Source organism: Collinsella aerofaciens, assembly GCF_040910325.1.
In the GTDB taxonomy this organism is placed as follows: Bacteria; Actinomycetota; Coriobacteriia; order Coriobacteriales; family Coriobacteriaceae; genus Collinsella; species Collinsella aerofaciens_BL.
On record NZ_JBDGAV010000007.1, the window covers coordinates 40,145 to 53,013 of the forward strand.

The window sequence follows — 12,869 nt, forward strand, 5'->3', positions numbered from 1 at the left end:
GGAATGACCATGAAGCTTTCTAAGATTGCGGCCCTGTTTATGGTGCCGGTATTGGCCTTGTGCCTTGTGGCATGTTCGGCGCCCGGTGGCAATGCGAGCGAATCTGCGAGCTCCGATCCTAAGATCGCAGAACTCACTGCGCAGAAGCCGGCCAATGCCGACGAGGCCGCCGAGCTGTATGCGAAGCTCATGCAGAAGGAGAACGAGATCTTTTCGAGTGATAACGCGCTGTGGGAAAAGGTATTCAATGCGGCAAATAAAGACTCGGCAATGATTGAGGACGGCAGCAATTACGGCGATTTCCTGCTCAAGACCATCGACGGCGCCAAGGATGAGTTCACGGCGGATGAGCTTAAGACGCTCAAGGCCGGTGCACAGCAGATCAAGGAGATCGAGGACAAGCTCGAGAGCCTGGAGAAGGAGTTCCCCGGCTGTGGAAGCACGCCGAGCGCAGGCGAGAGCGTCGACGCTTCGGCCGCTGGCATGACGGCTGGTGCCAATGCTTCGAGCGAGACGACGAAGTTCCCCAGCTTTACGGGCAAGGACCTGGATGGCAACGACGTGAGCAGCGACGAGCTGTTCTCTAAGAACAAGGTCACCGTCATGAACTTCTGGTTCACCACGTGCAAGCCGTGCGTGGGCGAGCTGGGCGATCTTGAGAAACTGAATCAGGAGCTTGCCGAGAAGGGCGGCCAGGTCGTGGGCGTCAATTCCTTTACGCTCGATGGCAACAAGGGCGAGATTGCAGATGCCAAGGACGTGCTGAGCAAGAAGGGCGTGACATATAAGAACATCTGGTTCAAGTCGGATAGCGAGGCCGGTAAGTTTACGTCAAATCTGTTCTCGTTCCCGACAACGTATGTCATAGATCAGAATGGCAACATCGTAGGGGAGCCCATCGTGGGAGCCATCAGCTCCGCTGAGCAGCGCGCAGCGCTCAACAAGCTTATTGACCAGGCGATTGCGAATAGCGAGCAGTAGAAAACGTGTAAAGCATGGCGAGGATTGTGCGCCGCTGTGCGGAGTAGTCCGCTACCTTTCAAGATAATCTCCACCATATAGAGGTCCCGCTTGGGACCTCTTCTTTTAGGCACCGTCCCGTTCGTTTTTTGATGCGGTTCCCTATATTCCTCACTGGTGTCGGTGAAAAATGGGGATAGAGTAGGACAAACGCGTCGAATACGAACGGCGGGGGAGAGCGGGCAGGGTGCCTGCGCAGGAGAGGTTGCCGTCCATGTTGGAGCTCAAAGGTATTTGCAAAAGGTACGTTACCCAGTCGTTTACGCAGGTGGCGCTCGACAGCGTAAGCCTGGCTTTTCGTGATAACGAGTTCGTGGCCATTCTGGGTCCCTCGGGTTCGGGTAAGACCACGATGCTCAACGTTATCGGCGGACTCGACCACTTTGACTCGGGCGACCTGCTGATCGACGGCATATCGACCAAGAACTTCCACGATCGCGATTGGGATGCTTATCGCAACAACCGCATCGGCTTTGTGTTCCAGAGCTATAACCTCATTCCGCATCAGACCATTTTGGAAAACGTGGAGCTGGCGCTCACGCTCACGGGCGTGGGGCATGCCGAGCGCCGTCAGCGTGCGCGCGAGGCGTTGGAGAAAGTCGGCCTGGGCGAGCACGTGAACAAGCGCCCGAGCCAGCTTTCCGGCGGACAGATGCAGCGCGTGGCCATCGCCCGTGCCCTGATTAACGATCCCGAGATTGTGCTGGCCGACGAGCCGACCGGCGCCCTGGACTCAATGACATCTGTACAGGTCATGGACTTGCTCAAGGATGTTGCACGCGACCGCCTGGTCATCATGGTCACGCACAATCCCGAGCTGGCGTACCGGTACGCTACGCGCATCGTCAACCTGGCGGACGGCAAGATCACCGACGATTCCGACCCCTTTGATGTAGCAAAGGCCGCGCGTCGCGAGGCCAAGCCTACGCGCAAAACCTCGATGAGCTTTGTGACGGCGCTGGGGCTTTCTGCCCGAAACCTCATGACCAAAAAGGGCCGCACGGCCATGACGGCCTTTGCGGGCTCGATTGGCATTATCGGTATCGCGGCGATTCTGGCGCTGTCCAACGGCGTAAACGGCTACATCAAAAAGGTCGAGGAGGATACGCTCTCGAGCTACCCGCTCACCATTTCCAAGCAGGATTACGACCTGTCGTCCATGATGGGTGGACAGGGGGCCACGGATGATGACTCGCCTGAAAACGTGGATTTGTCCGACGACAGTGCCGGCGGCAAGGCTAAGGGAACCGATAAGATTCCCGTGGTCACGGCCGTAAAGGATATGTTTGCGAGCGTTAAGTCCAATGACATGACGAGCTTTAAGGCATGGCTCGATGCCGGTGGCGATGGCATCGATAAAGAAGTCAATGCCATCCAGTACGGTTATGGCGTGACGCCGGTTGTCTATCGTGCGGGCAAGGGTGACGAGAAACCCGTTCGGCTGGTGCCCAACGCTATGACTGAGGCAATGAGCGGCGGCGCGAGTTCGGCGGCGACGGTGAGCATGGAATCCATGGGAACCTCGGTCTTTAACGAGATGATTGACGACCAGAGCTTGCTCGACAGCCAGTACGATGTCGTCGCCGGTCATTGGCCCACGTCCGCCAGCGAAGCCGTCATGGTGCTTTCGAGCCGCGGCACGGTGGGCGATTACACGCTCTATAGCATCGGTGCGCTGGATATCGATGAGCTCAACGACCTGGTTAACAGCGCCATGGCGGCCGACGGTGGGGTCGAAACGCCCGAGACCGGTACCGATTTTACCTACGACGATGCGCTGTCTACGACGTTTAAGGTGCTGTCACCGGCCGATGCCTATCGCAAAAACGAAGAGACCGGCATGTGGACTGACATGTCTGGTGACGCCGACTTTATGGCCGCCAAGGTTGCCGATGGCATCGACGTGCACATTGTGGGCGTGGTGCGACCTAACGAGACGGCCAATGCGAGTGCGTTATCTCCGGGCATTGCCTATACGCATGCGCTGACCCGCCAGCTTATGGAGCGCGCCGCCGATTCGCAGATTGTGCAGGAGCAACTCGCCCACCCCGAGACGGATGTCTTTACGGGCAAAACCTTCGACGAACTGCAAGGCGAGGCCAAGCAAGGCGTGGATCTGGGCAGCATGTTCAGTGTGGACGAGGCGGCGCTTAAGAGCGCGTTCTCGTTTGATGCGTCTGCACTCTCGGGTGCGGCCGGCGGCGGCATTGATCTTTCGGGCGTCGATCTGTCGGGCCTGGATATTGATCTTTCGGGCGTTGGTAAGGACATCGACTTCAGCGACATCATGGCAAAAGCACCGGCCCCAGATTTCTCGGGCATTTTTGACGGTCTGGAGCTCACACCCGAGCAAATGCAGCAGGTGGGAACACTAGCCAACCAGCTGTTTGAGGGTTTTTTGCAGTCTGATCAATTTAAGGCACTATCGCCCGAAGATCTTAAGGACGCGTCAAAGCTCTCTGCCGCATTCTCGACGTATCTTGAGCATGATGACACAGCCCAGCAAATCCTGGCCCAGCTCAAAGCGCTTGGCGGCGATGCCCTGGCCGAACGTTTGCAGCAGGCGATGAACGACTATGTGCAAAAGCAGCTGGCTCCGTATCTGCAGCAGGCTATGGATCAGGTGATGAAGTCGATCAGCGATCAGATTGCGGCGACGGTGTCAGCTCAGCTCAAGGCAGGCGCAGCAGGGCTCATGGGCCAGATGGCGACGCAGATGTCGTCGAGTTTTGCTAACCTGGCGAGCGCCATGCGCGTGGATGCGAGTGCCTTTGCCCACGCCATCCACTTCAACATGGACGCCGAGGACCTGAGCTCGCTCATGATGAGCTATGCGAAGGCGTCGAAGCTCACCTACGACAACAATCTGACCACGTTGGGTTATGCGGACGAGGCGGACCCCATCTCGGTCAAGATTTTCCCGCGCGACTTTGAGGCCAAGGAGCGCGTACTTGATCATATCGATGCGTACAACAAGCAGGTCAAAGCCGCTGGCCACGATGAACGGGCGATCTCGTACACCGACTACATGGGCATCATCATGGGTTCGGTGACCGACATCGTGAACACCATCAGCTTGGTGCTCATCGCATTCGTGAGTATCAGCCTGGTGGTGAGCTCCATCATGATCGGCATCATCACCTACATCAGCGTACTGGAGCGCAAAAAGGAGATTGGCATCCTGCGCGCGATCGGCGCGTCGAAGCGCAACGTGGCCAACGTATTCAATGCCGAGACCTTTATCGAGGGCCTCATCGCCGGCGTCTTTGCCATTGTCGTCGTGGTAGCCGTGAGCTTCCCGGTTAATGCCTGGGCGCTTGCGGCCAAACAGGTCCCCAACCTAATGAGTCTGCCCGTGCAGGATGCGCTGGTGCTCATTGCAATTTCGGTGCTGCTGACGGTTGTCGCTGGCCTGCTGCCGGCCCGTAGCGCGTCCAGGAAGGATCCCGTGGAGGCCCTGCGCTCCGAATAATGTGACAAAGGGGCAGTCCCTTTGCCACGTTCGTTGATATGAGAGAAGAGTAGATGATCCTTTCGCTGGCCCCCATGGAGGGGATTACCGGGCATGTGTTCCGTCGCGTGCATGCGGAGTGCTTCGGTGCGCTCGATTGCTATTACACGCCGTTTTTGCCGCCGCCGCGGGTGGGAAACCGCTTTGGCGGCAAGGCGTTTAAGGAGATCGATCCTGCCAATAACCAGGGGCTCAACGTGGTGCCTCAGCTGATGTCCAAGAACGCGGACGAGTTTGTGTGGGCGGCACAGGTGCTCGCCGACATGGGCTACCGCGAGGTCAATCTCAACTTGGGTTGCCCTTCGGGAACGGTTGTCGCCAAGGGCAAGGGCTCGGGTTTCTTGCGCAATCTCGACGAGCTCGAGGCGTTCTTAAGCGATGTGTGCGAGCGGTCGCCGTTGCCGGTGTCGGTAAAGACCAGGCTGGGGCTGGAGAATGACGACGAATACGAGCGCGTGCTCGATCTGTATTGCCGCATGCCGTTGGCAGAGCTGATCGTGCATCCGCGCGTACAGAAGGACCGCTATACGGGCTTGCCGCGCAAAGAGTTTTATGGCGAGACGCTGGAGCGTGCGCCGTTCCCCGTGGCCTATAACGGTGACATTTTTGATCTTGAGGATATGGACGCGCTGGTGGAGGCCTATCCCGGCACGCGCCATGTGATGTTGGGGCGTGGCCTGCTCGCGAACCCCGCTCTGGCTCGCATGGTCAAGGGCGGCCCTGCTGCAACGGCTGCTGAGCTGCAGCGCTTCCACGACACGCTGTTTGCGGCATATGCAGAAGAGATTGGCGGCAATGCGGTCTTCCGCATGAAGGAGTGGTGGTTCTACGCCAAGTGCGCTTTCGCTGATCCCGCTACCGTCCACAAGATCGTACGCAAGACCAAAAAGGTCGACGAATACCGCGCTGCCGTCGAGCGCGTCTTTCGTGAACAGCCGCTTGCACCCACAGCTCGCTTCCACGGCTAACTAGTCATCGGGGGCGTTCTTTAACGACTGGTCATTTAAGGACGTCCCCAACGACTATGTAGCAAAAACATGTACACCAGCATCCAAAGATGTCGAAAAATGTCGACTTTGGATGCTGGTGTACATGTTTGGGTCCGACGGGGGAGCGGGCCTAGGCAATCAGTGCATCAAGTGTAATGAGCTCTCTGAGCCGCTCCGTGCGTGTTTGCCCATGGCGTTTGGCTTTTTCGTCAAACGCCTCAAGAATCGATTCGCCCACACGTGCTGATATAACGACGCTCGGCTCATCGGAGATTGGTGGCCTTCCCAACTTGATGGTGTGACCTTTCGGCCACTCATCTTTTTCGTAGGCTTCCGCGGCTTTCTTCAACTCTCCGGGAGCAAACCCCATCATCTTTTCGAGCTGCTTAGCATCCATGGCGCCTCCTATCGATCGACATAATGTCGAGCGCCGGTTCTCGGATTCTCTTTTTGTATACAATTTTGTAGACAAAAATACAAGCAGTTCATCGGGCTAATTAGCTTGTTTTGACCTGCCTGTTCGATAGGAAATGAGCATTGACGGCTTCGATACTCCTTTGCTTTTCAGCTTGGAATTTGGATGCTCATTGAACTTCCGGAGGGGAGCCCTTTATTAAGCTATTGAGATTCTGGGCAGGAGCTCTCACTGGTCTTCGGTAATGGGGCCAGCTTAATTCGCGACACAGTGTGTCGCGAATGGGAGTAGTCGTTAGGTGTCCTTCAATGGCTACTCATATAAGAACGTTCAAGTGTCGGATTTTGTCATTTAGTGTCGCTCTCAGCGACTATTCTGGAGGGTCGTGGTCAAAAAAGGGCAAATATGAGTACTGCTACCTGTTTAGTAGCAGCGATTTTGATCACTTCAGGAACTATTCAACGTTCCACTCGTCCGCAGACGACGTTATTTCTCCTCATATGTTCAATAAAAGTAGCTCTTAATGGGAACAAATCTCATCAGGAGCTACAATTTATAGCAAATAAATGCAACCATAATGGCAACAGTACTCATATTTGCCCTTTTTTGACCACGACCCTCCAGAATAGTCGCTGAGAGCGACACTAAATGACAAAATCCGACACTTGAACGTTCTTATATGAGTAGCCATTGAAGGACACCTAACGACTACTCCCATTCGCGACACACTGTGTCGCGAATTAAGCTGGCCCCATTACCGAAGACCAGTGAGAGCTCCTGCCCAGAATCTCAATAGCTTAATAAAGGGCTCCCCTCCGGAAGTTCAATGAGCATCCAAATTCCAAGCTGAAAAGCAAAGGAGTATCGAAGCCGTCAATGCTCATTTCCTATCGAACAGGCAGGTCAAAACAAGCTAATTAGCCCGATGAACTGCTTGTATTTTTGTCTACAAAATTGTATACAAAAAGAGAATCCGAGAACCGGCGCTCGACATTATGTCGATCGATAGGAGGCGCCATGGATGCTAAGCAGCTCGAAAAGATGATGGGGTTTGCTCCCGGAGAGTTGAAGAAAGCCGCGGAAGCCTACGAAAAAGATGAGTGGCCGAAAGGTCACACCATCAAGTTGGGAAGGCCACCAATCTCCGATGAGCCGAGCGTCGTTATATCAGCACGTGTGGGCGAATCGATTCTTGAGGCGTTTGACGAAAAAGCCAAACGCCATGGGCAAACACGCACGGAGCGGCTCAGAGAGCTCATTACACTTGATGCACTGATTGCCTAGGCCCGCTCCCCCGTCGGACCCAAACATGTACACCAGCATCCAAAGTCGACATTTTTCGACATCTTTGGATGCTGGTGTACATGTTTTTGCTACATAGTCGTTGGGGACGTCCTTAAATGACCAGTCGTTAAAGAACGCCCCCGATGACTAGTTAGCCGTGGAAGCGAGCTGTGGGTGCAAGCGGCTGTTCACGAAAGACGCGCTCGACGGCAGCGCGGTATTCGTCGACCTTTTTGGTCTTGCGTACGATCTTGTGGACGGTAGCGGGATCAGCGAAAGCGCACTTGGCGTAGAACCACCACTCCTTCATGCGGAAGACCGCATTGCCGCCAATCTCTTCTGCATATGCCGCAAACAGCGTGTCGTGGAAGCGCTGCAGCTCAGCAGCCGTTGCAGCAGGGCCGCCCTTGACCATGCGAGCCAGAGCGGGGTTCGCGAGCAGGCCACGCCCCAACATCACATGGCGCGTGCCGGGATAGGCCTCCACCAGCGCGTCCATATCCTCAAGATCAAAAATGTCACCGTTATAGGCCACGGGGAACGGCGCACGCTCCAGCGTCTCGCCATAAAACTCTTTGCGCGGCAAGCCCGTATAGCGGTCCTTCTGTACGCGCGGATGCACGATCAGCTCTGCCAACGGCATGCGGCAATACAGATCGAGCACGCGCTCGTATTCGTCGTCATTCTCCAGCCCCAGCCTGGTCTTTACCGACACCGGCAACGGCGACCGCTCGCACACATCGCTTAAGAACGCCTCGAGCTCGTCGAGATTGCGCAAGAAACCCGAGCCCTTGCCCTTGGCGACAACCGTTCCCGAAGGGCAACCCAAGTTGAGATTGACCTCGCGGTAGCCCATGTCGGCGAGCACCTGTGCCGCCCACACAAACTCGTCCGCGTTCTTGGACATCAGCTGAGGCACCACGTTGAGCCCCTGGTTATTGGCAGGATCGATCTCCTTAAACGCCTTGCCGCCAAAGCGGTTTCCCACCCGCGGCGGCGGCAAAAACGGCGTGTAATAGCAATCGAGCGCACCGAAGCACTCCGCATGCACGCGACGGAACACATGCCCGGTAATCCCCTCCATGGGGGCCAGCGAAAGGATCATCTACTCTTCTCTCATATCAACGAACGTGGCAAAGGGACTGCCCCTTTGTCACATTATTCGGAGCGCAGGGCCTCCACGGGATCCTTCCTGGACGCGCTACGGGCCGGCAGCAGGCCAGCGACAACCGTCAGCAGCACCGAAATTGCAATGAGCACCAGCGCATCCTGCACGGGCAGACTCATTAGGTTGGGGACCTGTTTGGCCGCAAGCGCCCAGGCATTAACCGGGAAGCTCACGGCTACCACGACGACAATGGCAAAGACGCCGGCGATGAGGCCCTCGATAAAGGTCTCGGCATTGAATACGTTGGCCACGTTGCGCTTCGACGCGCCGATCGCGCGCAGGATGCCAATCTCCTTTTTGCGCTCCAGTACGCTGATGTAGGTGATGATGCCGATCATGATGGAGCTCACCACCAGGCTGATACTCACGAATGCGATGAGCACCAAGCTGATGGTGTTCACGATGTCGGTCACCGAACCCATGATGATGCCCATGTAGTCGGTGTACGAGATCGCCCGTTCATCGTGGCCAGCGGCTTTGACCTGCTTGTTGTACGCATCGATATGATCAAGTACGCGCTCCTTGGCCTCAAAGTCGCGCGGGAAAATCTTGACCGAGATGGGGTCCGCCTCGTCCGCATAACCCAACGTGGTCAGATTGTTGTCGTAGGTGAGCTTCGACGCCTTCGCATAGCTCATCATGAGCGAGCTCAGGTCCTCGGCGTCCATGTTGAAGTGGATGGCGTGGGCAAAGGCACTCGCATCCACGCGCATGGCGCTCGCCAGGTTAGCAAAACTCGACGACATCTGCGTCGCCATCTGGCCCATGAGCCCTGCTGCGCCTGCCTTGAGCTGAGCTGACACCGTCGCCGCAATCTGATCGCTGATCGACTTCATCACCTGATCCATAGCCTGCTGCAGATACGGAGCCAGCTGCTTTTGCACATAGTCGTTCATCGCCTGCTGCAAACGTTCGGCCAGGGCATCGCCGCCAAGCGCTTTGAGCTGGGCCAGGATTTGCTGGGCTGTGTCATCATGCTCAAGATACGTCGAGAATGCGGCAGAGAGCTTTGACGCGTCCTTAAGATCTTCGGGCGATAGTGCCTTAAATTGATCAGACTGCAAAAAACCCTCAAACAGCTGGTTGGCTAGTGTTCCCACCTGCTGCATTTGCTCGGGTGTGAGCTCCAGACCGTCAAAAATGCCCGAGAAATCTGGGGCCGGTGCTTTTGCCATGATGTCGCTGAAGTCGATGTCCTTACCAACGCCCGAAAGATCAATATCCAGGCCCGACAGATCGACGCCCGAAAGATCAATGCCGCCGCCGGCCGCACCCGAGAGTGCAGACGCATCAAACGAGAACGCGCTCTTAAGCGCCGCCTCGTCCACACTGAACATGCTGCCCAGATCCACGCCTTGCTTGGCCTCGCCTTGCAGTTCGTCGAAGGTTTTGCCCGTAAAGACATCCGTCTCGGGGTGGGCGAGTTGCTCCTGCACAATCTGCGAATCGGCGGCGCGCTCCATAAGCTGGCGGGTCAGCGCATGCGTATAGGCAATGCCCGGAGATAACGCACTCGCATTGGCCGTCTCGTTAGGTCGCACCACGCCCACAATGTGCACGTCGATGCCATCGGCAACCTTGGCGGCCATAAAGTCGGCGTCACCAGACATGTCAGTCCACATGCCGGTCTCTTCGTTTTTGCGATAGGCATCGGCCGGTGACAGCACCTTAAACGTCGTAGACAGCGCATCGTCGTAGGTAAAATCGGTACCGGTCTCGGGCGTTTCGACCCCACCGTCGGCCGCCATGGCGCTGTTAACCAGGTCGTTGAGCTCATCGATATCCAGCGCACCGATGCTATAGAGCGTGTAATCGCCCACCGTGCCGCGGCTCGAAAGCACCATGACGGCTTCGCTGGCGGACGTGGGCCAATGACCGGCGACGACATCGTACTGGCTGTCGAGCAAGCTCTGGTCGTCAATCATCTCGTTAAAGACCGAGGTTCCCATGGATTCCATGCTCACCGTCGCCGCCGAACTCGCGCCGCCGCTCATTGCCTCAGTCATAGCGTTGGGCACCAGCCGAACGGGTTTCTCGTCACCCTTGCCCGCACGATAGACAACCGGCGTCACGCCATAACCGTACTGGATGGCATTGACTTCTTTATCGATGCCATCGCCACCGGCATCGAGCCATGCCTTAAAGCTCGTCATGTCATTGGACTTAACGCTCGCAAACATATCCTTTACGGCCGTGACCACGGGAATCTTATCGGTTCCCTTAGCCTTGCCGCCGGCACTGTCGTCGGACAAATCCACGTTTTCAGGCGAGTCATCATCCGTGGCCCCCTGTCCACCCATCATGGACGACAGGTCGTAATCCTGCTTGGAAATGGTGAGCGGGTAGCTCGAGAGCGTATCCTCCTCGACCTTTTTGATGTAGCCGTTTACGCCGTTGGACAGCGCCAGAATCGCCGCGATACCGATAATGCCAATCGAGCCCGCAAAGGCCGTCATGGCCGTGCGGCCCTTTTTGGTCATGAGGTTTCGGGCAGAAAGCCCCAGCGCCGTCACAAAGCTCATCGAGGTTTTGCGCGTAGGCTTGGCCTCGCGACGCGCGGCCTTTGCTACATCAAAGGGGTCGGAATCGTCGGTGATCTTGCCGTCCGCCAGGTTGACGATGCGCGTAGCGTACCGGTACGCCAGCTCGGGATTGTGCGTGACCATGATGACCAGGCGGTCGCGTGCAACATCCTTGAGCAAGTCCATGACCTGTACAGATGTCATTGAGTCCAGGGCGCCGGTCGGCTCGTCGGCCAGCACAATCTCGGGATCGTTAATCAGGGCACGGGCGATGGCCACGCGCTGCATCTGTCCGCCGGAAAGCTGGCTCGGGCGCTTGTTCACGTGCTCGCCCAGGCCGACTTTCTCCAACGCCTCGCGCGCACGCTGACGGCGCTCGGCATGCCCCACGCCCGTGAGCGTGAGCGCCAGCTCCACGTTTTCCAAAATGGTCTGATGCGGAATGAGGTTATAGCTCTGGAACACAAAGCCGATGCGGTTGTTGCGATAAGCATCCCAATCGCGATCGTGGAAGTTCTTGGTCGATATGCCGTCGATCAGCAGGTCGCCCGAGTCAAAGTGGTCGAGTCCGCCGATAACGTTGAGCATCGTGGTCTTACCCGAACCCGAGGGACCCAGAATGGCCACGAACTCGTTATCACGAAAAGCCAGGCTTACGCTGTCGAGCGCCACCTGCGTAAACGACTGGGTAACGTACCTTTTGCAAATACCTTTGAGCTCCAACATGGACGGCAACCTCTCCTGCGCAGGCACCCTGCCCGCTCTCCCCCGCCGTTCGTATTCGACGCGTTTGTCCTACTCTATCCCCATTTTTCACCGACACCAGTGAGGAATATAGGGAACCGCATCAAAAAACGAACGGGACGGTGCCTAAAAGAAGAGGTCCCAAGCGGGACCTCTATATGGTGGAGATTATCTTGAAAGGTAGCGGACTACTCCGCACAGCGGCGCACAATCCTCGCCATGCTTTACACGTTTTCTACTGCTCGCTATTCGCAATCGCCTGGTCAATAAGCTTGTTGAGCGCTGCGCGCTGCTCAGCGGAGCTGATGGCTCCCACGATGGGCTCCCCTACGATGTTGCCATTCTGATCTATGACATACGTTGTCGGGAACGAGAACAGATTTGACGTAAACTTACCGGCCTCGCTATCCGACTTGAACCAGATGTTCTTATATGTCACGCCCTTCTTGCTCAGCACGTCCTTGGCATCTGCAATCTCGCCCTTGTTGCCATCGAGCGTAAAGGAATTGACGCCCACGACCTGGCCGCCCTTCTCGGCAAGCTCCTGATTCAGTTTCTCAAGATCGCCCAGCTCGCCCACGCACGGCTTGCACGTGGTGAACCAGAAGTTCATGACGGTGACCTTGTTCTTAGAGAACAGCTCGTCGCTGCTCACGTCGTTGCCATCCAGGTCCTTGCCCGTAAAGCTGGGGAACTTCGTCGTCTCGCTCGAAGCATTGGCACCAGCCGTCATGCCAGCGGCCGAAGCGTCGACGCTCTCGCCTGCGCTCGGCGTGCTTCCACAGCCGGGGAACTCCTTCTCCAGGCTCTCGAGCTTGTCCTCGATCTCCTTGATCTGCTGTGCACCGGCCTTGAGCGTCTTAAGCTCATCCGCCGTGAACTCATCCTTGGCGCCGTCGATGGTCTTGAGCAGGAAATCGCCGTAATTGCTGCCGTCCTCAATCATTGCCGAGTCTTTATTTGCCGCATTGAATACCTTTTCCCACAGCGCGTTATCACTCGAAAAGATCTCGTTCTCCTTCTGCATGAGCTTCGCATACAGCTCGGCGGCCTCGTCGGCATTGGCCGGCTTCTGCGCAGTGAGTTCTGCGATCTTAGGATCGGAGCTCGCAGATTCGCTCGCATTGCCACCGGGCGCCGAACATGCCACAAGGCACAAGGCCAATACCGGCACCATAAACAGGGCCGCAATCTTAGAAAGCTTCATGGTCATTCC

Annotated in this window: 8 protein-coding genes; 4 read left to right on the forward strand and 4 right to left on the reverse strand. The window is 56.7% G+C overall.

Annotated features, from left to right (window positions below):
• The 3 genes from AB5Z25_RS04360 to AB5Z25_RS04370 form a co-directional block, all read left to right on the forward strand.
• On the forward strand, positions 1 to 981 hold a 981-nt coding region (locus AB5Z25_RS04360), incomplete at its 5' end, for a TlpA family protein disulfide reductase (RefSeq protein WP_368134900.1).
• Positions 982 to 1,234: 253 nt separating this feature from the next.
• On the forward strand, positions 1,235 to 4,492 hold the full coding sequence (locus AB5Z25_RS04365) for an ABC transporter ATP-binding protein/permease (RefSeq protein ID WP_368134901.1): 3,258 nt from the start codon (positions 1,235 to 1,237) through the stop codon (positions 4,490 to 4,492).
• Positions 4,493 to 4,545: 53 nt separating this feature from the next.
• Positions 4,546 to 5,499, forward strand: coding sequence for a tRNA dihydrouridine synthase (locus tag AB5Z25_RS04370; protein WP_117840389.1), 954 nt, complete (start codon positions 4,546 to 4,548; stop codon positions 5,497 to 5,499).
• A 151-nt stretch (positions 5,500 to 5,650) separates the two neighbouring features.
• On the opposite strand, the gene AB5Z25_RS04375 is transcribed toward AB5Z25_RS04370, so the two are convergent.
• The gene (locus AB5Z25_RS04375; RefSeq protein WP_055309982.1) at positions 5,651 to 5,917 is read right to left on the reverse strand and encodes a ribbon-helix-helix protein, CopG family; all 267 of its coding nucleotides are present in this window, start codon (positions 5,915 to 5,917) and stop codon (positions 5,651 to 5,653) included.
• 1,035 nt (positions 5,918 to 6,952) lie between these two features.
• Here AB5Z25_RS04375 and AB5Z25_RS04380 point away from each other — a divergent pair.
• Positions 6,953 to 7,219, forward strand: coding sequence for a ribbon-helix-helix protein, CopG family (locus AB5Z25_RS04380; RefSeq protein WP_055309982.1), 267 nt, complete (start codon positions 6,953 to 6,955; stop codon positions 7,217 to 7,219).
• 151 nt (positions 7,220 to 7,370) lie between these two features.
• Here the strand turns inward: AB5Z25_RS04380 and AB5Z25_RS04385 are convergent, their stop codons facing one another.
• The 3 genes from AB5Z25_RS04385 to AB5Z25_RS04395 form a co-directional block, all read right to left on the reverse strand.
• Positions 7,371 to 8,324 carry a tRNA dihydrouridine synthase gene (locus AB5Z25_RS04385; protein ID WP_117840389.1) on the reverse strand — a complete coding sequence of 318 codons (954 nt, stop codon included), beginning with the start codon at positions 8,322 to 8,324 and terminating at the stop codon, positions 7,371 to 7,373.
• A 53-nt stretch (positions 8,325 to 8,377) separates the two neighbouring features.
• Complete coding sequence (locus AB5Z25_RS04390; protein WP_368134901.1) at positions 8,378 to 11,635, reverse strand: ABC transporter ATP-binding protein/permease; 3,258 nt, start codon at positions 11,633 to 11,635, stop codon at positions 8,378 to 8,380.
• Between the two features lie 253 nt (positions 11,636 to 11,888).
• On the reverse strand, positions 11,889 to 12,869 hold a 981-nt coding region (locus AB5Z25_RS04395), incomplete at its 5' end, for a TlpA family protein disulfide reductase (RefSeq protein ID WP_368134900.1).

Bases quoted from the DNA above. Each gene is read 5' to 3' on its own strand.
- AB5Z25_RS04365 (WP_368134901.1), top strand. From the start codon at position 1,235: ATGTTGGAGCTCAAAGGTATTTGCAAAAGGTACGTTACCCAGTCGTTT.
- AB5Z25_RS04370 (WP_117840389.1), top strand. From the start codon at position 4,546: ATGATCCTTTCGCTGGCCCCCATGGAGGGGATTACCGGGCATGTGTTC.
- AB5Z25_RS04375 (WP_055309982.1), bottom strand. From the start codon at position 5,917: ATGGATGCTAAGCAGCTCGAAAAGATGATGGGGTTTGCTCCCGGAGAG.
- AB5Z25_RS04380 (WP_055309982.1), top strand. From the start codon at position 6,953: ATGGATGCTAAGCAGCTCGAAAAGATGATGGGGTTTGCTCCCGGAGAG.
- AB5Z25_RS04385 (WP_117840389.1), bottom strand. From the start codon at position 8,324: ATGATCCTTTCGCTGGCCCCCATGGAGGGGATTACCGGGCATGTGTTC.
- AB5Z25_RS04390 (WP_368134901.1), bottom strand. From the start codon at position 11,635: ATGTTGGAGCTCAAAGGTATTTGCAAAAGGTACGTTACCCAGTCGTTT.